General features: G+C 64.8%; 21 protein-coding genes. 10 read left to right on the top strand and 11 right to left on the bottom strand.

Annotated elements, in window-relative coordinates:
* The first annotated feature begins 187 nt into the window (after positions 1-187).
* Together folD and Q0718_RS04750 are read left to right on the top strand one after the other, a co-directional pair.
* Positions 188-1,075 carry a bifunctional methylenetetrahydrofolate dehydrogenase/methenyltetrahydrofolate cyclohydrolase FolD gene (folD, locus tag Q0718_RS04755; RefSeq protein WP_298914251.1) on the top strand — a complete coding sequence of 296 codons (888 nt, stop codon included), beginning with the start codon at positions 188-190 and terminating at the stop codon, positions 1,073-1,075.
* Positions 1,076-1,163: 88 nt separating this feature from the next.
* Positions 1,164-1,403, top strand: a complete 240-nt coding sequence (locus tag Q0718_RS04750; protein WP_298914247.1) for a hypothetical protein — start codon at positions 1,164-1,166, stop codon at positions 1,401-1,403.
* On the opposite strand, the gene Q0718_RS04745 is transcribed toward Q0718_RS04750, so the two are convergent.
* Positions 1,391-2,449 carry a saccharopine dehydrogenase C-terminal domain-containing protein gene (locus Q0718_RS04745; protein WP_298914244.1) on the bottom strand — a complete coding sequence of 353 codons (1,059 nt, stop codon included), beginning with the start codon at positions 2,447-2,449 and terminating at the stop codon, positions 1,391-1,393. The genes Q0718_RS04750 and Q0718_RS04745 overlap by 13 nt on opposite strands.
* Before the next feature lie 106 nt (positions 2,450-2,555).
* On the opposite strand from Q0718_RS04745, the gene Q0718_RS04740 reads away from it, so the two are divergent.
* Both Q0718_RS04740 and Q0718_RS04735 read left to right on the top strand, forming a co-directional pair.
* Positions 2,556-3,740, top strand: a complete 1,185-nt coding sequence (locus tag Q0718_RS04740) for a VOC family protein (protein ID WP_298914241.1) — start codon at positions 2,556-2,558, stop codon at positions 3,738-3,740.
* A 67-nt stretch (positions 3,741-3,807) separates the two neighbouring features.
* Positions 3,808-5,754, top strand: a complete 1,947-nt coding sequence (locus tag Q0718_RS04735; protein ID WP_298914237.1) for an alpha/beta fold hydrolase — start codon at positions 3,808-3,810, stop codon at positions 5,752-5,754.
* A 13-nt stretch (positions 5,755-5,767) separates the two neighbouring features.
* Here the strand turns inward: Q0718_RS04735 and Q0718_RS04730 are convergent, their stop codons facing one another.
* The 3 genes from Q0718_RS04730 to Q0718_RS04720 are packed head-to-tail and all read right to left on the bottom strand — an operon-like array spanning position 5,768 to position 7,272.
* The gene (locus tag Q0718_RS04730; protein WP_298914234.1) at positions 5,768-6,106 is read right to left on the bottom strand and encodes a hypothetical protein; all 339 of its coding nucleotides are present in this window, start codon (positions 6,104-6,106) and stop codon (positions 5,768-5,770) included.
* Positions 6,103-6,561: a lactoylglutathione lyase gene (locus Q0718_RS04725; protein WP_298914232.1), complete on the bottom strand. Its 459-nt coding sequence runs from the start codon at positions 6,559-6,561 to the stop codon at positions 6,103-6,105. The genes Q0718_RS04730 and Q0718_RS04725 overlap by 4 nt, the downstream gene beginning before the upstream one ends.
* A gap of 3 nt (positions 6,562-6,564) precedes the next feature.
* Complete coding sequence (locus tag Q0718_RS04720) at positions 6,565-7,272, bottom strand: type 1 glutamine amidotransferase domain-containing protein (RefSeq protein WP_298914229.1); 708 nt, start codon at positions 7,270-7,272, stop codon at positions 6,565-6,567.
* Positions 7,273-7,375: 103 nt separating this feature from the next.
* On the opposite strand from Q0718_RS04720, the gene Q0718_RS04715 reads away from it, so the two are divergent.
* Entirely contained in the window at positions 7,376-8,236 is an 861-nt protein-coding gene (locus tag Q0718_RS04715) for a LysR family transcriptional regulator (RefSeq protein ID WP_298914227.1), read from the top strand.
* Here Q0718_RS04715 and Q0718_RS04710 read toward each other — a convergent pair.
* Positions 8,208-8,888 (bottom strand): tyrosine-protein phosphatase, encoded by a 681-nt coding sequence (locus Q0718_RS04710; protein ID WP_298914224.1) that lies wholly within the window; start codon positions 8,886-8,888, stop codon positions 8,208-8,210. The two genes, Q0718_RS04715 and Q0718_RS04710, sit on opposite strands and share 29 nt — an antisense overlap.
* Positions 8,889-8,918: 30 nt before the next feature.
* Between Q0718_RS04710 and Q0718_RS04705 the strand changes: the two genes are divergently transcribed.
* The 5 genes from Q0718_RS04705 to Q0718_RS04685 all read left to right on the top strand — a co-directional run bounded on the left by Q0718_RS04705 (position 8,919) and on the right by Q0718_RS04685 (position 13,383).
* Positions 8,919-9,629: a lysophospholipid acyltransferase family protein gene (locus Q0718_RS04705; protein WP_298914221.1), complete on the top strand. Its 711-nt coding sequence runs from the start codon at positions 8,919-8,921 to the stop codon at positions 9,627-9,629.
* The gene (locus tag Q0718_RS04700) at positions 9,626-10,867 is read left to right on the top strand and encodes a 3-deoxy-D-manno-octulosonic acid transferase (protein ID WP_298914218.1); all 1,242 of its coding nucleotides are present in this window, start codon (positions 9,626-9,628) and stop codon (positions 10,865-10,867) included. The genes Q0718_RS04705 and Q0718_RS04700 overlap by 4 nt, the downstream gene beginning before the upstream one ends.
* A gap of 10 nt (positions 10,868-10,877) precedes the next feature.
* Positions 10,878-11,894 (top strand): tetraacyldisaccharide 4'-kinase, encoded by a 1,017-nt coding sequence (lpxK, locus tag Q0718_RS04695; RefSeq protein WP_298914215.1) that lies wholly within the window; start codon positions 10,878-10,880, stop codon positions 11,892-11,894.
* Complete coding sequence (locus Q0718_RS04690) at positions 11,891-12,805, top strand: lysophospholipid acyltransferase family protein (protein ID WP_298914213.1); 915 nt, start codon at positions 11,891-11,893, stop codon at positions 12,803-12,805. The genes lpxK and Q0718_RS04690 overlap by 4 nt, the downstream gene beginning before the upstream one ends.
* A gap of 110 nt (positions 12,806-12,915) precedes the next feature.
* The gene (locus Q0718_RS04685; protein WP_298914210.1) at positions 12,916-13,383 is read left to right on the top strand and encodes a hypothetical protein; all 468 of its coding nucleotides are present in this window, start codon (positions 12,916-12,918) and stop codon (positions 13,381-13,383) included.
* Positions 13,384-13,441: 58 nt separating this feature from the next.
* Here Q0718_RS04685 and Q0718_RS04680 read toward each other — a convergent pair whose 3' ends face one another.
* The 6 genes from Q0718_RS04680 to recO all read right to left on the bottom strand — a co-directional run bounded on the left by Q0718_RS04680 (position 13,442) and on the right by recO (position 20,191).
* The gene (locus Q0718_RS04680; RefSeq protein WP_298914207.1) at positions 13,442-13,756 is read right to left on the bottom strand and encodes a chorismate mutase; all 315 of its coding nucleotides are present in this window, start codon (positions 13,754-13,756) and stop codon (positions 13,442-13,444) included.
* The gene (locus Q0718_RS04675; RefSeq protein ID WP_298914204.1) at positions 13,749-14,714 is read right to left on the bottom strand and encodes a M23 family metallopeptidase; all 966 of its coding nucleotides are present in this window, start codon (positions 14,712-14,714) and stop codon (positions 13,749-13,751) included. The genes Q0718_RS04680 and Q0718_RS04675 overlap by 8 nt, the downstream gene beginning before the upstream one ends.
* A gap of 140 nt (positions 14,715-14,854) precedes the next feature.
* Complete coding sequence (locus tag Q0718_RS04670) at positions 14,855-15,067, bottom strand: DUF2093 domain-containing protein (RefSeq protein WP_298914201.1); 213 nt, start codon at positions 15,065-15,067, stop codon at positions 14,855-14,857.
* Between the two features lie 29 nt (positions 15,068-15,096).
* Positions 15,097-16,656 carry an exodeoxyribonuclease VII large subunit gene (gene xseA, locus Q0718_RS04665; RefSeq protein ID WP_298914198.1) on the bottom strand — a complete coding sequence of 520 codons (1,560 nt, stop codon included), beginning with the start codon at positions 16,654-16,656 and terminating at the stop codon, positions 15,097-15,099.
* A 406-nt stretch (positions 16,657-17,062) separates the two neighbouring features.
* Entirely contained in the window at positions 17,063-19,324 is a 2,262-nt protein-coding gene (parC, locus tag Q0718_RS04660) for a DNA topoisomerase IV subunit A (protein WP_298914195.1), read from the bottom strand.
* A gap of 132 nt (positions 19,325-19,456) precedes the next feature.
* A complete protein-coding gene (recO, locus tag Q0718_RS04655; protein WP_298914193.1) occupies positions 19,457-20,191 on the bottom strand; it encodes a DNA repair protein RecO in 735 nt (244 codons plus the stop codon).
* Between the last annotated feature and the right edge of the window lies 1 nt (position 20,192).

Below are 20,192 nucleotides of genomic sequence, written 5' to 3'. Positions count from 1 at the left end.
CGCCCTAGCGGAGCTTTGCGACCGGTTTACGACACTCCTGCCGTTTGCCGGGCCGGGCCGGACATGTCCATATCGCAGTCCATACACGCCGTATCGCCCTGCCGACATCGGCTTTCTAAATAGGCATACTGCGTCTATAGCCACACCTGCACGGCAACGACCCTTTCCGGGGCATGGAGAATCGGACATGAACGGCACCCTGATCGACGGCAAGCAGGTCGCCGCACGTCTTCGCGACCGTGTCGCTAAGTCCGTTGCCGCACTTCCGTCAGCACCGACATTGGCTGTCGTTCTTATCGGCGACGATCCGGCCAGCCAGGTCTATGTCGGCAGCAAGATCCGGTTCACCCGCGAAACCGGGATGCGCAGCATCGAGCGGCGATTGCCCGCCAGGACATCCCAGCCCGATGTCGTCGAGACCGTCCGCGCTCTCAGCGCCGATCCGGATGTGGACGGCATACTGGTCCAGCTGCCCTTGCCCGCCCATATCGACAGCGCCGCCGTCATTGCCGCCATCGACCCGGCCAAGGATGTGGACGGACTGACGCAAGCGAGCGCTGGTCGGCTGATGCTCGGCCAGCCGGGGCTGCGCCCCTGCACGCCGACGGGGTGCGTCATCCTCGCCAAGGAGACGCTCGGCGATCTGAGCGGGAAGCATTGCGTCATCATCGGACGCTCGATCCTGGTCGGCAAACCGGCGGCGTTGCTCTTCCTCGAACAGAATTGCACGGTGAGCGTCGCTCATTCGCGCACCGACAACCTGCCCGTCATCTGCCGCAGCGCGGACATTCTTGTCCCCGCCGTGGGGCGTCCGAACCTGGTCAAGAGCGACTGGATCAAGGCCGGAGCCTGCGTCATCGATGTCGGCATCAACCGGATCGACGATGCATCGCGCAAGTCCGGATCGCGGCTGGTCGGCGACGTGGATTTCGAAGACGCCGAAGCCGTGGCCGGCGCGATCACGCCCGTGCCCGGCGGGGTCGGGCCGATGACCATCGCCTGCCTGCTGCGCAATACCGTGTTGGCCGCGTATGCGCGGCGCGGCCTGGATGTACCGGACGGTCTGTCGATCTAAGTCCCGATCCCGCAATCGCGCGAAAATCACCACCGAATGGTCCGGGCGGAGCCCGGCCTTCGCCTTATTCCGCCGTCATGCCACCTGCATGACAGAGCCATCGATCCGCCGCCTCTCCTTCCTCGCAACGATCGTCATCGCCGCCTGTCTCGGCATCGTGGCAAGGATCGATACGCCGAAGCCGGAGCTTTACCCGGCGGAGATCCGCAACGCCGTTTCGATCGATCTGGACCGGTTGGCCGAACAAGGCGCCCCTGTGGACCAGGCCAACACGGACGGCATCGGGTTGGACGCCGGGGCAGAAGCCTTGAGCTGTCAGCGCGTGTAAAAGCTGCCCGTCCGGGTTTCCAGCAGGTCCGAGAGCGGAATGTCTTCCTGTTTCAGGAATCCGTTGCTCGGCAGTTTGCCCGCCTTGACCATTTCGATCACGGCGACGACCGATCCGGCCGTCGTCCAGGCGATGGCCGTCCGCGACCGGCCTGCGATCTCGAGCGGCTTGTAGGCACCGACGAATTCCTTGCGCGACAGCTTGCCGCCGATATGGCCTTCCGCCGCGACATGGACGAAGACCACGTCCTGGTCGACGGGCGGTTTGGCGTTGACCAGGATCCTGCCCGCCTTCTCCCGGTCCTCGCGCATCAGCAATTCGTGGAAGAAGAAGTTCATCAGGTCGAAATGTCCCGGATAGCGCATGGTTTTGTAGTCCATGTTGTGAACGCGGCCATGGTAGGTCTCGCACATCGTCCCCAATCCGCCCGACGTGGTGAAGGCTTCCAATTCCAGCCCGTCGATGAAGACTTTCTCCTGCCATTCCATGGCCGAGACCATCTTGCGCTCGCCTTCCTCGATCACTTCGCAATCGTTGAGATATTCGTTGACCACGCCTTCGGGCGACCAGTTGAAGGCATAGCCCAGCAGGCCCGTCGGGTTCTGAGGCAGCGCACCGACGCGCATGCGGCAGGACCGGCATTCGTCGAATTGCGCGATTAGGTCGGCCCCCACGATGCCGACGAAACCCGGGGCAAGGCCGCATTGCGGCGCCATCAGGCCCTTGGACGTTTCGGCCAGCTTGCGGACATGGTTCGTCGTCGGCACGTCTTCCGTCAGGTCGAAATAGTGGATCCCCGCCGCATGGGCGACATCCGCCACGCCGATATTCAGATGGTAGGGCAAGCAGGACAGGACTGCGTCCACGTCGGCGAAGAGCGTCCCGAGCGACGCGGCATCGGTCACGTCGATGCGCTCCACCTTATGGGTATGTTTGTCGGGGTCGGCCTGCATGTCCACGCCGGTCACGACGAACCCGCTATCGACAAGAAGTTGCGCGGCAAGGGTTCCGACCTTGCCCAGACCGAGGACGGCAATGCTGTTCATGGGACGCTCCGAGACTGAAAGCGGGCGCTTTGCCGCGCAGGCAGGCATTTGTCATGGCCGAAATTGCGGCCTTTACAGATTTTTTGCCCTTCGGCATGGCGGACGCATGACTATTCCTGCCGACCATCTGCGCGCCGCCTTCTCCGACCGTCTGTCGGACCTCTACCGCCGCGAAGTGCCTGCTTACGGCACGTTGCTGGACATCGTCGCCGCGATCAATGGCGACGATAGCGGCACGCGGCTCGGTTCGGAACGCCACGGGGCGATCCGCGTCGGGCAGCCGTCGGAGCTGCGCGACATCGCCCGCCTGTTCGGCGCGATGGGGATGCATCCGGTCGGCTATTACGATCTGTCCGTCGCGGGGCTGCCCGTGCATTCCACCGCCTTCCGGCCCGTCGCGGCCGAGAGTTTCGCGATCAGCCCGTTTCGCATGTTCACCTCCCTGCTGCGTCCCGCAATGATTGCGGACGACGAGTTGCGCGCCAAGACGTTGGATACGCTCGAAGGTCGCGACATCCTGCCCGAACGTGGCCGCGAATTGCTGGAAAAGGCCGAATCGGATGACGGGCTGCGCGAGTCGGCGGCGCATGATTTCGTGGACGCCGCCGTGAGCGTCTTCGCCTGGCGGCCGCGGGCCCGGGTCGGGCTCGCTCTCTACCGCGACCTGCTCGACGTCCATCGGTTGATCGCGGACATCGTGTCCTTCCAAGGGCCGCACATGAATCACCTGACCCCGCGCGTGAAGGATATCGACGCCGCGCAGGGCGCAATGCGCGATGCGGGACTGGAGGCCAAGGACATCATCGAGGGCCCGCCCACGCGGCGCTGCCCGATCCTCCTGCGCCAGACGGCGTTCAAAGCCCTGTCGGAACAGGTCGAGTTCAAGACGCCGGATGGTTGGGAAAGCGCCGCGCACACGGCCCGGTTCGGCGAGATCGAACAGCGCGGCGCGGCCCTGACGCCCAAGGGCCGCGCGCTCTACGACGAATGCCTGGCGCGAGCGAAACGCTCGGACCGGGACCATGACCGCGCCATGGCTGACGCATTCGCGGACTTCCCGGACGATTGGGAAGCGCTGCGCGCTTCGGGCCTGGCCTATTTCGGGGCGAACGGCCACGCCCTGACATACGAGGATTTCCTGCCCGTCAGCGCCGCCGGGATCTTTCGCAGCAATCTGCGCAGTGCGGATGACGGATTCGGTGCGGGGCATGGCGACCAAGCCGGGTTCGAGCGCGCCATGGGCCGTGAATGCCTCGACATGTTCGCGCTCTACGCGGCCGACGCCGCGTAGCGGAAAGCGTTGATCTCGTGCGTCTTTACTGCAAATAGCAAAAGACCATAACGAGAGAGAGACGCTCATGACGCCCCATCTGTCACGCCCCTTGCTTCTGGTCGCCAGCGTCGCCGCTCTGATGGTTGCCGGGCTTTCTACCGACGCCTTCTCACAGGCCCCAACCGTGGAGCGCGTCGAACAGGGCAATCTGCAGATGGAAAACATCCCGGATATCCCGGCGGAAGTCAGCGAACGGTTGCGCCGCTATCAGAACGTGCGCGGCCACGGCTTTCTCGACTGGGTCGGCGACGACATCCTGATTTCGACGCGCTTCGGCGAGGTCTCGCAGATCCACCGCGTCGATCAGCCCGGCGGTGCGCGGCAACAGATAACCTTCTACGACGAACCCGTCGGCGGCGCGTCGGTCAGCCCCGACGGCAGCGCCTTCCTGTTCGGCAAGGACACGGGCGGCGACGAATTCTACCAAGGCTACCTCTACGACTTCGAAGGCGGCGACGTGACGGCCTTCACCGAACCCGGAACGCGCAACATTTCGCTCGTCTGGTCCGACGACGGCTCTCTCGTCGTCTGGGGCCGGTCGCGCGAAGGCGATGCGGACACGGACATCTTCGCCGGCGACCCGGCCGATCCGGGCAGCGCGCGCATGATCCACGAAGGGCAAAGCGCCATCCGGCCCGTCGACGTGGACGAGACGGGCGACACCGTCCTGCTGCAGCAATATCAGTCGATCACGAAAAGCCGGCTATTCATCCTCGACGTCGAAAACGAAACCTTCACCGAACTCAATCCCGATCTGGACGTGGCCTATCGCGGCGGAGAATTCCTGTCCGACGGAACGATCCTGACGGCCTCGGACGCGGACTCCGAATTCGTGAACCTCGTGCGGCTCGACCCGAAAGACGGCGAAATGACGTCCTTCACGGACGCGATCGACTGGGACGTGCAGGGCTTCGATCTCTCTCCGGACGGCAAGACGGTCGTGTTCGGCGTCAATGAAGGCGGGCCCGGCACGCTGAAGCTGCTCGATCTGGATACGGGGGCCGTCCGCAACGGCCCGGATTTGCCGATCGGGATCGTGTCCAATCCGACCTTCAACGACGACGGCTCGGCCGTGGGCTTCAGCTTCCGCTCCGCGACCGCGCCGACCGATGCGTGGTCCTTCGACATGGACACGATGGCGCTGACGCGCTGGACCATGGCCGAAGTCGGCGGTCTGGATACGTCGACCTTCGTCGAGCCCGACATGTTCGACTATCCGAATGCGGACGGCATGGACATTCCGGCTTTCATCTACCGACCGTCGGGCGACGGGCCGCATCCGGTGATCGTGTCGATCCACGGTGGTCCGGAATCGCAGTCCCGTCCGGGCTTCAGCTCCAACTTCCAGTATTGGGTCAATGAGCTCGGTGCCGCCGTGGTCGTGCCGAACGTGCGTGGATCGGCCGGATACGGCAAGACCTATGTCGGGCTCGACAATGGATTGAACCGCAAGCGCTCGGTCGAGGACATCGGCGCCCTGCTGGACTGGATCGGCACGCAGGACGATCTGGATAGCGACCGCATCGTCGTCTATGGCGGCTCCTACGGCGGCTACATGGTGCTGGCTTCGATGATCGACTATGCGGACCGCCTGGCGGGCGGGATCAACATCGTCGGCATTTCCGACTTCAAGACGTTCCTGCAGAACACGCAGGATTATCGCCGCGATCTGCGCCGCGCCGAATATGGCGACGAACGCGATGCGGAAGTCGCCGCCTTCTTCGAGGAGATTTCGCCGCTGCGCAATGCGGACAGGATCACCAAGCCGATCTTCATCATCCAGGGCTATAACGACCCGCGCGTGCCCTACACCGAAGCCGAGCAGATCCTGGAGGCCGTGCGCGACAATGGCGGCGAGGCTTGGTACCTGATGGCGATGGACGAAGGCCACGGTTTCCGCAAGAAGTCCAACCGGGTCTTCCAGCGCGAAGCCGAGACGTTGTTCCTGGAGAAGATCTTCGGACGGGACTGAGCTGAGTCGGGCCTCAGGACAGGCCTGCCTTGCGTTCCGCTTCGCTCAGCCCGTCCCACCAATCGGCATACCGGGTATTTTTCGGCGCCTTCCGAAGCACGTCTTCCGCGCCGTCATCCCACCAGACGGGACCGCGTTCGCCCAGCGCCACTTTGGCGGCATGGACGCGAGAGCGGGCGTCTTTCAGCTTTTCCGCATCGTCGCGGTCGCGATACACATCGCGCCGAGCTTTCATCAACGCCTTGACCAACCGTTCGCGCTCCGCTTCGGGCAGTTTCGGATTGGTGGTCCGCCAGAGGCGGCCCTTCGAAACGAAGTAGCGCCCGTCCGGCGTCTGTGGAAAGCGGCTCACCAGTGACCGCTATTGTCCATTTCGGCCCAAGGTGATCGCGGCGGGAGCGCCTCGTCCTTCTGCAGCAATTCGATGGAAATGCCGTCGGGCGAGCGCACGAAGGCCATGCGCCCGTCGCGCGGCGGGCGATTGATGGTGACGCCCTTGGCCTGCAACCGCTCGCACGCCGCGTAGATATCGTCGACCCGGTAGGCGAGATGGCCGAAATTGCGGCCCCTTGCATAGATTTCCGGCGGGCTGCCGTCTTCGGGCGGCCAGTTGTAGGTCAGCTCGACCATCGGCGCCTTGGTCTCGCGCGCGGCCGACGCATCGCCCGGAGCCGCGAGGAAGATCAGCGTGAAACGGCCGCCTTGACTGTCCTTGCGGCTGATCTCCTCCAGGCCGAGCGCTCCGCAATAGAAGTCGAGCGCGGCATCGATATCCGCGACCCGGACCATGGTGTGCAGATAGTCCACCGGCTATTCCTTCCGCGCTTCGAGCGCTTCCATCACGAGTTCGGTCACGCGGGCGGCCGAAGCCGGGTTCTGTCCCGTCACGAGCAAGCCGTCTCGCACGGCGAAAGGCTGCCAATCCGGGCCGGAGACATAGTCTGCGCCAAGCTCTTTCAGCTTTGTTTCCAGCAGGAACGGCATGGCATCCGTCAGGCCGACACCATCTTCCTCGCTATTGGTGAAGCCCGAGACCTTGCGCCCCTTCAACAGCGACACGCCGTTCGCATCCGTGGCGGTCGTCAGACCAGCCGGACCGTGGCAGACGGCGGCCATGACCGTCTCGGTCGTCAGCGCATGTTCGACGACGGCTTTGAGCGTCCGGCTTTCGGGATAGTCGAACATGGTGCCGTGCCCGCCGGGAAGGAAAATCACGTTGTAGGCTTTGGGATCGACCGCTTCGACGGGCGGCGTGTTGGCGAAAATGGCCCGCAGCGCTTCGTCCTTGCGGTAGCGCAGAACGCTCTTGGCCGTCTCTTCGTCGCTCAAGCTGCGCGGATCGACCGGCACCTTGCCGCCGGCGATGGTGAAGACTTCGATGTCGAGCCCTTCGTCGGCCATGGCGTAGTAGGGCGTGGTCAGTTCTTCCAGCCAGACGCCCGTCGGGTCCGCGTCGGGTCCGTTGCCCATGCTGCTGGCGGATGTGACGATGATCGCCACCTTGATACCGTCCATCATGTCGGTCTCCTTCATCGTGAATGTTCCATCTGCATACGTGTGGGCCGCCGAAAAGCCTCATCTTGCAGATTGCCCGCACTCATAGATATTTCTATGAGGGGCGATGTCGCTCGACCGCTTGCGCACTTTTCTTCATGTCTATCGCGAGGGCTCGATGGGCCGCGCGGCGAAAGCGCTCGGCCTGACGCAACCGGGCGTCAGCGCGCAGATCAAGGCGCTGGAACACGAACTCGGCGCGCCTTTGTTCGACCGTCGCAGCCAAGGTGTCGTCCCGACCGATGCCGCCAACGGACTGGCGCGCGATGTCGCGGCCGGGATCGACAGGCTGGAGCAATCCGTCGCCCGCCGTGTCGCCCGCACCACGGATATCGCCGGAAGCCTGCATATCGGCGCGCCGCCCGAGCTTTTCTCCGTCTATGGTCCCGTCCTGATGACGGCGCTGGATCATCCCGGACTGGACATTCGCGTCCGGCTGGGCAACCGTTCGGCTCTGCATGGCGGCCTGTCCGACGGATCGCTCGACCTCGCGGTCACGGCATCCAGACCGAAGAACGCTTCCTTCGGCGCGAAGCGGATCGGGGCGGAAAAACTGCAGCTCATCGGGCAGGCCGACGGCCCGCTGATCGCCTATGACGACGACCTCTCCCTGGTCGCGGAGTGGTTCGCGGCGCATCGCCCGGACGATAATCCGCCCCGACCGAAACTCATCGTCGGCGACCTGCGCAGCGTGCGGGATCTGGTCGTCGCCCTGAGAGGCTGGAGCGTTCTTCCGGCCTATCTGACGACAGCGCTGAGGATTGAGGACCGGCTTGCCGTCATCGATCGGCGGACCGTGGATAATCCCTTCTATCTCGTCTGGAAGCGCAGCCGCTTGCGCACGCCGCGCATTGCGTATGCACGGGATGCGTTGGCTGCGACCGAACTGGGAGAGACGGCTATTCGCGCCGCAGGATCCATTCCGTGAGGGCGTTGCCGGTCCAGTGGCTCATGAAACGGCTTTTGACATCCGCCGGGTCGTACGGGCCGCGCACCCAGTCTTCGAAGCTGACATCCGGATGGTCGGACTTGTAGGCAAGATAGTCCTCGAAGAAGAAATCCAGCATGCCCGTCTTGCCGTGGCGCACATGGAGATATTTGAACGAAAGCTGCTCCATCGCTTCCTCGATCGAATCGCCCATGCGGAAGTGGCGGTAGAGCACGCCCATGATTCCGGTCCGGTCCGCGCCGCTCTTGCAATGCATCACGGCCGGATATTCGATCCGGTCGAACAGATCCTTCGTGCCCAGCAGACGCTCCTTGGAATGCACGTCGCGCGAATACATGCGGTAATTTTCCAGCGCGATGCCGTGGCGGTCGCAGGCCTCCTGTTCCAGCAGGTAGAAGCCTTTGGGGCTGGGTCCGCGCAGATTGACGATGGTCTTGATGCCTTCGTCGGCCAGCACTTCGATGCGCTCCGGCGAGGGCTGGTTTTCCCGGTACATGCCGCCGCCGATGTCGTGCCGGTTGGCGAAGCGTTTGCGCAAGAAGCCGTGATCGCCCCAGGTCAGGTCGTACCGCGCCTGCTTTCTGTCCTTTGGATCGTTGAGATCGAGTGCTTTGTCGCCTAGGTCCGCCATAAGGCTGCGCCGTTATCAGGGAGGGCCAACGTGTTCAAACGCTTGATGCGCTCCAGTGCCATGCAGGCCGTCATTGGCGGGCTGGTCGCGCTGTGGATGACGCTGGTCAAATACACGACCCGCTGGGACGTGCGCCACTCAGAACGCGCCGCGCCTGTCATCGATAGCGGCGAAGGGCTGATCGCCCTGACCTTCCATTCGCGCTTCCTGCTGCTGACCAGCGCCTGGAAGCGGCGCTTCCAGCACCCGCACGTGCTGATCTCGCGCTCGCGCGACGGCGCCGTCGTGGACTGGACCTGCCGCTGGCTCGGCCTGTCCACCGTGCGCGGATCGGCCAGGAACGCCGCCAAGACCAAGGCCAAGGGCGGCGGCAAGGCGGGGCGCGAAATCCTCGACGCGCTGGAGGCAGGCGGATGCATCGTCATCACGCCGGACGGCCCCCGGGGTCCGCGCCAGCGCGTGCCGATCGGGCCGTTCCGCCTTGCCCGGATGAGCGGCGCGCCGGTGTTGCCCTGCACGTTCGCCGTCGCCAACCGCAAGCAGTTCGACAGCTGGGACCGGTTCGTCCTGCCCCTGCCCTTCGGTCGCGGCCGCATCGTCTGGGGCACGCCGCAGCGCATTCCGGCGGATGCGACGGACGCGGATCTGGAAGTCCGCCGCCTAGGCGTGGAGACCGAGATGAACGCGCTGATGGCCGAGGCCGACGAGTCGCTCGGCCACGTGGCGGTGGCCCCGGCGTGACCTCGCCCTTCAAATCGCTGCTCGCCTATCGGACGCTCGTCTCCCTGCTGGCGCCGTTCCTGCCGCTATGGATCAAGCGCCGCATCCGCACCGGCAAGGAAGACCCGCAGCGCTACCGCGAACGGTTCGGGCGCGCGCAGGCGGTCCGTCCGCCAGGCGAACTGATCTGGCTGCACGGTGCCAGCGTCGGCGAAACTCAGATGCTGCGCCCGGTGATCGACCGCTTGCTGGAAAAGCCGGACCGGCACGTGCTCATCACCAGTGGCACGGTCACATCGGCCGACCTGCTGGTCGAACAGCTGCCGGAACGGGCGCTCCATCAATATGTTCCGCTCGACACGGCGCGGGCCACGGCGCGGTTCATCGCCTATTGGCATCCGGATCTCGCCGTCTTTGCCGAAAGCGAGTTGTGGCCGAACCTGATCCGAACGGCCCGGCGCGCCAACGTTCCGCTGGCGCTGATCAATGCCCGGATGAGCGATACGTCCCTGGAGGGTTGGTCCGGACGCCTGCCCATGGCGCAATCGGTGATCGGGTCGTTCGACACCATCCTGGCCGCCGACCGCCGCACGGCAGACGGTCTGGCCAAGCTAACCATGCGCAGCGTCCCGGACGTGGGCAGCCTGAAATTCGATGCGCCCGCCCTGGATTTCGATGCGGCGGAACGTGATGCCCTGCGCGCGGCCATCGGCGACCGGCCGGTCTGGCTCGCCGCTTCCACGCATGAGGCGGAAGAGGAAGTCTTCCATCGCCTGCACGATGCCCTGCCCGACGCCTACATGATCTGGTTGCCGCGCCATCCGTCGCGCGGCCCTGCCATCGCGGACCGGCTCGGCACGGCGGCGCGTTCCGCGGGCGGACAGCCGACAGGCGGCGCCTATGTCATGGACACGATGGGCGAGATGGGGCTGGCCCTGTCGCTGGCGCAGGTCTGCGTGCTGGGCGGATCGTTCGACCCGGCCCTGATGGGTCACAATCCGCTCGAAGCGTCCCGGGCCGGCGTTCCGGTCATCACCGGACCCTATCATGCAAGCTTCGTCGATCTGTATCGCAAGATGAGCGATATCGACGCCGTGGCCATCGCCGACGAAGCCGAAGCGCCCGATCTCATCCGACGGGGTCTGGCGGGAGAGCTGGACGACATGGCTGCCAGTGCCCGCACTTTTGCCTCGGAAAGCTCTGGCACGCTCGACCGGACGGTGCGCGAGCTGGAACAGCTTCTAAGACGGCGCAGATGAGTTCGCCCGGATGAGACCGCCCGAATTCTGGAATATCCGAGAGGGCCGCGACGGTGCGCCGGTGATCCGCACATTGCTGCGTCCGCTCGCAGCGCTCTATGCCTGGGCCGGTCGGCGACGGCGACGTCGAGCCGACCCGCTCGACCCCGGCATACCCGTCATCTGCGTCGGCAATGCGACGCTCGGCGGCACCGGCAAGACGCCCGTGACGATCTATCTGCTCAAGAGCCTGCGCCGCATGGGCGTGAATGCGCATGGATTGACGCGCGGCTATGGCGGGCAACTCAAAGGGCCTGTGCCGGTCAATCCGCGCCATACGGCCGCGGAAGTCGGCGACGAACCCCTGCTCATCGCGCGGTCCGCCCCGGTCTGGGTCGCTGCCGCGCGCAACGAAGGCGCCGTCGCGGCCGTGTCCGAAGGGGCGGACGCCATCGTCATGGATGACGGCCATCAGAACCCGGCGCTCGCCAAGACGCTGTCTCTGCTGGTCGTCGATGCCGAAGTCGGGTTCGGCAATGGCTGCGTCTTTCCGGCCGGGCCCTTGCGCGAACCCCTGACGGACGCGCTGGCCCGCACCGATGCGGTGATCCTGATGAAGCCGTCGCCCGATCATGACATCGGCGCCGTGCTGGCGCGACAGCTCGCCAACCAATTGGTCATACCGGCCTATCTCGCGCCGAGAGCCGAGCCGCCGCGCGGCAGGCTCTACGCCTTCGCCGGGATCGGCCGACCCAACAAGTTCTTCGACCAGCTCCGTCGCATGGGCGCGGACCTGGTCGAGGAAATCCCGTTCGCCGACCATCACAAATTCACCGACACGGAAGTGGAAAGCCTGTTCACCCTGGCCGCTGAATATGGCGCCTCGCTGATCACGACGGAAAAGGACCATGTTCGTCTGCCGCCCAGATATCGCAAGGGCGTGTATGCGTTTCCCGTCGAAGTCCGGTTCGAAGACGAGCTGACGCTGCAGCGCCTGCTGCACCCCATCATGCGCAGCGCCGCGTCGCAGCCGGGCAAACAGCTGTGAGCGAACGCACCGGTTTCACGCACCGGATCGAGGCGGCGGGGTACGACCTGCTGACGGGTCTGCTGCGCCTGTTGCCGTTCCGCTTGGTGTCCTGGCTCGGCGGGGCGCTGTTGCGGCTGATCGGCCCGCTGACGTCCAAGCACCATATCGCGAAAACCAATCTGCGGATCGCCTTCCCGGAGGCGGACGCAGAGCGGATTGCGCAGCTGTTGCGAGACCAATGGGACAATACAGGCCGGACGTTCGCCGAATTCGCCCTGACCGACCGGATCCGCGCATTCGACGACACGCCGCCGATGAACGGAACGACCGTGACGGTGGAGGGCCTCGACATCTTCCTCGACAATGCGCCGGGCATCCTTGTTTCCGGCCACTTCGCCAATTGGGAGGTGATGGCGACCGTGCTGACCCAGTCGCCGGAGCCGGTGCGCGTGACCTATCGCAAGATCAACAATCCGCTGATCGACCGGCGCGTGCGCGAACAGCGCGAAGCCTACGGCACGAAGTTCCTCGTCCAGAAATCGACCCATCGCGGCGGACGCGAACTGTTCCAGGCGCTGCGAAGCGGCGAATCGATCGCGATTCTGAACGACCAGAAATTCAATACGGGGCTGAAAATCCCGTTTTTCGGCGAAGACGCCATGACGGCGCAGGGCGCGGTGCGGCTGTCTCTGAAGACCGGACGGCCGATCCTGCCCATGGTCGTCGTGCGGCGCGGCGCGCGCTTTCATGTGCGGTTCTTTCCACCGCTGGACTGGACCCGGACCGGGGACCGCGACACCGACGTCGAAGCCGGTGTGCGCGCCGTCACCGCCTTCATCGAAGACCGGATCCGGGACAATCCGGCGCAATGGTTCTGGGTCCATCGCCGTTGGCCGAAAGCGCTCTACAGGCAAGATTCCACGGATTAGACCACTCCGGAAGGCCCGACTTCGAAACATCGGACTTGCATTTCGGACAAAATCTCGCCCTATTCCGGTGGCCAGTTCGCCCGAGCTGGGGCTAAATTTCGGAGAAATCCATGACCAAGACACTACTTTCCGGCGTTGCCGCCGCCACGTTCGCGTTCGCCGTACCCGCTTTCGCGCAAGACCCGCAGGTCGATGCCGACACGCAGGCCGAGATCGAGACCAAGCAGGCGATGGACGCGATCGATGACGCCGCCGACGAAACGGCCGAGGCCGCCGATGCCGCGGCAGACGCGACCGAAGAGGCTGCTGAAGACGCCGCTTACGAGACAAAGCAGGCTCTGGACGAGGCGGCCGACGAAACCGAAGCGACCGTGGAAGACGCCGCTTACGAAACCGAGAAGGCCATGGACGACGCGGCCGACGAGGTCGAGGAAACCGCCGACGATATCGATGAAAGCGTGGATGTCGATGCCGATGCCGAGGTGACTGCGGACGCCGAAGTCACCTGTCCCGAAGGCACCGCAGCCCAAGCCGATGGCAGCTGCATGATCACCGGCGAGTGGGCACCGGAAGAGTAAGCGTCTCGACCCCGCAAATCATGACGCCCCCCGGCTTCGCGCCGGGGGCGTTTTTCGTTCAAGCGGACCGCTTTTCGCGCGTCGCGTCCCACCTGTCGAACTCGTGCGCGATACAGCGTTCGATCAGGAGACGCCAGACCGGCTCGGCGATATCGGCGGACAGTCCCTGTGCGCGCGCTTCGACCAGCACCTTGCTCACCACATCCTCGATGCGGTCCGCGTCATAGACGGCCTCGCGGCTCGGCTTGATGCGCGCCGCCGCGTCCATATAGCCCTGGCGGCGGACCAGAAGGCGCACCAGCTCGCGGTCGAGCGCATCCACGCCCTCGCGCACCTCGGCCATGGTCCGGCAATCCTGCGGTGATTTAACCATCGCGACCGGGCCACTCCGTCAGCAGTTCGGGATCGAGATTGCGCCCCCGCCATTTCAGGCGCCAGCACAGATGCGGCCCCGTGGAGCGTCCGCGCGACCCGACGGTCGCGATCTGTTCGCCCTGTTTCACGCGCTGGCCTTCCTCGACCAGCACGTCCTCATTGTGAAGGTAGTAGCTGATCAGCCCCTGCCCGTGATCGATCAGGATCAGCGAGCCCTCGAAATACATGTCGTCATCGGCGAGGCTGACGATCCCGTCCGCCGGTGCGACGATGGGCGTGCCCTTGGGCGCGGCCAGGTCGACCCCGAAATGCGGCCGCTTCGGCTCGCCGTTGAGAATGCGCTGCGCCCCGAAATTGGTCGTCTTGCGATGGGGCTGCACCGGATAGATGAACCCGTCGCGAAAGCCGATCTCCTCGACGCGCGAGGCGAAGCCGACCTTCTTGCGCGCCGTTGCCGCGCGGATGCGGGCCAGCTCTTCCTCCGTATAGTCGTTGACCATATTGGACGGCAGCCCGTCGATCCGCGAAATATCGTACTCACGCGGCTCGATGTCGAAGTTGACCCGGTGGCCGTCCACGCGCGCGAACGCCGCCGGTTCGTCGCGGTCGAATCCGATGATGATGACGCCGTCATCGTCGGCGCGCTGGACGTAGGTGTCGTCTTCCGCCCGGCCGATCTCCACGGCCGCATTGGGCGCCGTCCGGCAGATCACCATGCCGCCCTGTTTGGTGACGCCGTGGCAGTCGATTTTGGCTTCAGTTGAAGTGCCCAAGACTTCGGCGTGCGATATTGCAAAGGTCGAGCGCAAGCGTTCATCCAGTTCGTCCTGTGTCAATGGTTTGCAATCGGTCTTGCCTTCGCAATCGCGTCTTATACCGAATGTTTCGATACCGTTGACTTTACCGACATACTCGACTTTCAACTCGTCCGAACTGACAGCTTGAGCGTTCGACAATACTTTAGTCGGCGCTTCAACGACCTCGGTCTCGACATGAGATTGAACAATCTCGGCCTTTGAGTCGTCCGCCTGCGCGAGCGACTCACTACTTTGTGCACAGGCGGCAATTCCAAACGCCGCAATCAATGAGGCCGCCCTCATACCGCCCCCGCCCGCTTGAAGCCTTCCAGCGCCGCGGCCGCGTCCCGGTAGGCTTCCTGGCGGTCGTCATTCCAGTAGCGCAGTTCCTCCAGCGGAATCTTCTCCCGCGTCACGGCACAGACGACATAGGCGCCGCCTTCGAGAATGGTGAAGTCGGACGATCCGTAATGGAGCTTCGCTTCGCCCTGCTGCTGGAAGAACATGTTCATGGTCTCGACATAGGACGGATGGGCCCGGATTAAAACAGGCTCTGCTGCGGTGTGTCGGAGGGAGAGGCTTTCTTGCGGGCGGGCTTGCGCCGCGCCGTCGCGCCGTCGATCACGGCCGCGCGCTTGCCGTCGGCGAAGGCGAGCGTGACGGCCTGTCCCAGGTCGGGCGTCTCCGCCGAGCGGATCACCGCCCCGTCCGCATCCGTCACCAGAGCGTAGCCGCGCGCCAGCACGCCCTGATAGCTGTAGGCGTCGAGCAGCGAGGCCGCCCGGTCGAGCCTTGCGCGCTCGGTTTCCAGCCGGGACTGCCCGGCGCGCGCCAAACCGGATGCGGCGCGGTCCAGCGCCACCGACCGATCGCTCAACCCGCGTCGCAACGGCACAGGCGACAGACGCGCGCCGACCGACGCCAATCGGTCCGATCGCCGCGTCAGTCGCGACCGGCCTGCCGCCGCCAGCCGATCCACCAGACCGTCGAGCCGGGACCGCCCGGCCTGCGTCAGACGCCCCGTCGGCGGCAGGCGAAGCCCCGCCAGGCGCGCGGATTTGGCCTGGATCAGCCGCGCCGGGGTGGGCAGATATTGCGCCGCCAACCGGCCCCGCTTGCCGTCCAGCAGGCGAGCGGGACCGGGCAGGCGCGCGGCGTCCAGCCGCTGCGAAACCGGGCCCAGCAGGACGCTGACCGACGGCAGGCGCGACGCCCGCAACCGGATCGCCCGGTCGTTCACGCTGCGCCGCAGGCCGCGCACCGCCCGCAGGCCCAGCTCGGCCACCGTTTCCAGCCAATCCTCGCGCACCGGCACGGCCACTTCCGCCGCGCCCGTCGGCGTCGGCGCGCGCTTGTCGGACACATGATCGATCAGGGTCGTGTCGGTCTCGTGTCCCACGGCGGAGATCAGCGGGATGTCCGAACTGGCGGCCGCGCGGACGACCACGTCTTCGTTGAAGCACCAGAGGTCTTCGAGCGATCCGCCGCCGCGCGCCACGATCAGCACGTCGGGCCGGGGAAACCCGTCCGCATGGTTGAAGCCCGTAATGGCCGCCGCGATCTGGGCGGCCGCCTTGTCGCCCTGCACCAGCACGGGCCAGACCAGGACATGCACCGGAAAGCGGTCCTCGATCCGGTGCAATATGTCGCGGATCACCGCCCCGGTCGGGGACGTCACCACGCCGATGGTGCGCGGCATGAAGGGCAACGCCCGCTTGCGGTCCGCCGCGAACAGCCCTTCGGCGGCGAACGCCTTCTTGCGCTTGTCGAGCAGCGCCATCAACGCGCCCTCGCCCGCCAGCTCCATCCGGTCGATGATCAGCTGATAGTTGGACCGCCCCGGATAGGTTGACATCTTGCCCTCGACGATAACCTCCATGCCCTCTTCGGGACGGATCGACAGGCGCGACACCGTGCCTTTCCACATGATCGAATTGATGACGGCGCGGTCGTCCTTGAGGTCCAGATAGGCATGCCCCGACCGCGCGATCGTCACCCGCCCCAGCTCGCCCCGCACCCGCACGCGCCCGAAGCTCTCCTCGATGGTGCGCTTGATGTTCCCGGCCAGCTCGGAAACGGTGAATTCGGGGGCATTGCTCACGCGTCCGGGTGTAAGGGCAATCGCCCGCCGGGCAAAGCCGTTTGGCAAGACGGGCGGACGATGCTTTTATGGTGGGTTGTGTTGAGTGGCGTTTCACATAATTTCGTCTCTGTCATCTTTGTTTATTGCAACTTCCATTTGTCTTCTCCCTCATCCCGAGCTCGACCCAGGGTTCATCAGAGGATTACTGTGTTAGCCTATATGGTTAGCCAATAGATTCCGGGTCAAGTCCGAGATGAGGGGTGTGTGGAGATGGTTGGGAAAGCTATCGTCAGAACTTACGGCGCAGCGTTCCCCTTTTATCCTTCGGGACAAACTTCGGGCCGATTAGGTTTGCGACGATTGCCGGTGTCAATCTTAGACCCGCACGCGGGACGCAAACCTGCGGGCTAGTATCGAACTGCGACTAGATTATCGGCTTGAACAGACCTTGCCTCGAAAACCCTCTCGGCGCCAACCGCCCGGCCTGTCCGCGGATGCCGACATGTTGGGGCCAGTCGGGGACGTCCTTGCGGCGGCCGGCGCTGTCGATGAAGGCGAGGCCGTCTTCGGTCGCGAAAGTGATCACGTCCTTCATGCCGCCGTCCTTGTAGCGCTGCAGCTTGACCCCCTTGCCGCGCGTCAGTTCGGACACTTCTTCCAGATCGAAGACAAGCAGTTTGCGGTTGTCGCCGATGACGGCGACGCGGTCGCCGCGCGCGTCGATCACGCGGGCGGTCTCGGCCCCGCCCTTGAGGGTCTGGACCTGCTTGCCAGTCTTGGTAGAGGCGACGACCTCGGCTTCCTTGACCTGGAAGCCGTAGCCTTCGCTCGAGGCGACGAGCAGCGTGCGGTCCGGATCGTGGACGAACAAGGCGATCGGTACGTGGTCGTTTTCCAGGTCCAGCAAAAGACGGATCGGCTCGCCGTTGCCGCGCCCGCCCGGCAGCTTGTCACCCGCCAGCGTGTAGGCCTTGCCGTTGGAGGCAAACAGGATGATCTTGTCGGTCGTTTCGGCCGGAATGGCGAAGGCGAGACTGTCGTTTTCCTTGAACTTCAGCGAATCCAGATCGTCCACCCGGCCTTTCAACGCGCGGATCCAACCTTTTTTCGACAGCACGACCGTGATCGGTTCCTTCTGGATGAAGGCGGTGGACAGGTCGATGTCGAGGTCCGGCGCCTCGGCGAAAGTGGTGCGGCGGCGCCCCTCTTCCGTCTTGGGACCGTGAAGGTCGCGCAAGTCGCGGATCTGTCCCGAGATCCGCTCCCATTGCAGCGCATCCGATCCGACCAGTTCGGTCAGGTCCGACTGCTCGGCGCGTAGGGCCTCGCTCTCGGACTTGATCTCGATTTCCTGCAGCTTGTTGAGCGCGCGCAGCCGCATGTTCAGGATCGCATCCGCCTGACGCTCCGTTACGCTGAAAGCCCGGATCAGTTCCTCCTTGGGCTTGTCCTCGAACCGGACGATGCGGATCACCTCGTCCAGGTTCAGGAAGGCGATCATGTAGCCGTCCAGCACTTCCAGCCGGTCGGCGATCTTGCCCAGGCGCTGGTTCGTGCGGCGCAGCAGCACCTCGCGCAGATGGTCGAGCCAGGCCTGGATGACCTCGCGCAGATCCATGACGCGCGGCACCCCGGCGGCGTCCAGCACGTTCATGTTCAGGCTGACGCGGCTTTCCAGTTCGCTGATCTTGAACAGGCTTTCCATCAGCACGGCCGGGTCGATGGTCTTGGATTTCGGCTCCAGCACGATGCGGATGTCCTCGGCGGATTCGTCGCGGATATCGGTCAGGCCAGATGCCGTCTTGCTCTCGATCACGTCGGCGAGCTTCTCGATCAGGCGCGACTTCTGCACCTGATAGGGAATTTCGGTGACGACGATCTGGTACTGGCCGCGGCCCAGATCCTCCTTCTCCCATCGGGCGCGCACGCGGAAACTCCCCTTCCCCGTGCGGTAGGTCTCCAGCATCGACTCCCTGGGCTCGACCATGATGCCGCCGGTCGGCAGGTCCGGGCCGAGCACGTGGTTCAGCAGCGTCTCCACGCGCGCGTTCGGCGTCTTGATCAGATGCAGCGCGGCGTTGCAGATTTCGGCAACATTGTGCGGCGGAACGGAGGTCGCCATGCCGACCGCGATGCCCTGCGCCCCATTCGCCAGCAGGTTCGGAAACCCGGCGGGCAGGACCACCGGCTCCGTGTCTTCCTCGTTGTAGGTGTCCTTGAAATCGACCGCGTCTTCGTCGAGCCCGTCGAGCAGCAGCATCCCGGCCGGCGTCATCTTGGCTTCGGTGTAGCGCATGGCGGCCGGGCTATCGCCGTCGATATTGCCGAAATTGCCCTGCCCTTCGACCAGCGGATAGCGTGTGGCGAAGGTCTGGGACAGCTTGACCAGCGCGTCGTAGATCGACTGGTCGCCATGCGGGTGGTACTGGCCCATCACGTCGCCGACGATGCGCGCGCTCTTCTTGTAGGCGCCGTCCGGGTTCAGCTTCAGCTGGCGCATGGCGTAGAGGATGCGGCGGTGGACCGGCTTCAACCCGTCGCGCACGTCTGGCAGGGCGCGCTGCGTGATGGTGGACAGGGCGTAGGCCATGTAGCGGTTGGACAGCGCGCTATCGATATGCTCCTCGATCACCGGTTTGGGCGGCGGAGCCTTTTTCGTCTTCGGAGGTGTCTTGGTGCGGGCCATGAGCAGGATGTCTAAGCAAATCCGTCCCGATGCCTAGCGGAACAAACAGTGAAAGTGTGAGAGCGGCCAAGCAGAAGAACGGTCCGTCACACGTTTGGACCGTCCCCGTCATTCATTGCCGGGGACGAAGACCTAACTCGCCGCCAATCCGTCCGCTACCAGCCGTTCCACCATCACCCGCCTTGCATCCGGCAGCGTCCTGTTGCGCTCCCATTGCACGCGCGTCTCAAGGAAATGCCCCGTCAGGCGCAGGCCGTCGGCGATGTCTTGCGGCGACGCGACCGGCTCGCCGCGCAGGAAGGGCGGCAGGGCGAAGAGCTTGTCGGTGTAGGGTTTCGCCGCCTCGGCGCTGACGGCGCGCCCCGACCGCGGGCTGACATGGGTCAGGTTTTCGGTCGTTTCCGTCGCCGCGCAAGCCGACAGATCCAGCCCGTAGCCCAGCGCCTGCAGCAGCACGCTTTCCCAGCGCACATAGAGGGCGGGCCAGACCTGCGGATCGTCCAGCCGTTCCAGCACGATCTTCGTGACCGCGTAGAGGTCGGGCAAAGGCTGCTTTTCCGGCAGCATCTCGCGCAGAAGCGCGGCGACCGCGTTCAGCGCGGCGAGGCTGAGCCGGTCCTCCATGAAGGTTCCGGCCAGCGCCTGATGGATCTCGACCGTGTAGTAGCCGAGATGTTCTTCCAACCGGCCGCGCCATTCGACTTCGACGATATTGCCGGGCTGCAGCAGCGGTCGCATGCGCCGTCCCGCGCCGCCGCGCACCAGACCGTTATGACGGCCCTGCTCACGCGTGAAAGTCTCCAGGATCGCCGAAGTCTCGCCGTGTTTGCGGGCCTGTAGCACGATGGCTTCGGAGGTGAACTCCACG

Origin of the sequence: uncultured Algimonas sp. (genome assembly GCF_947498175.1) — a bacterium.
Lineage (GTDB): Bacteria > Pseudomonadota > Alphaproteobacteria > Caulobacterales > Maricaulaceae > Litorimonas.
This window is presented reverse-complemented; position numbering and strand designations above follow the sequence as displayed.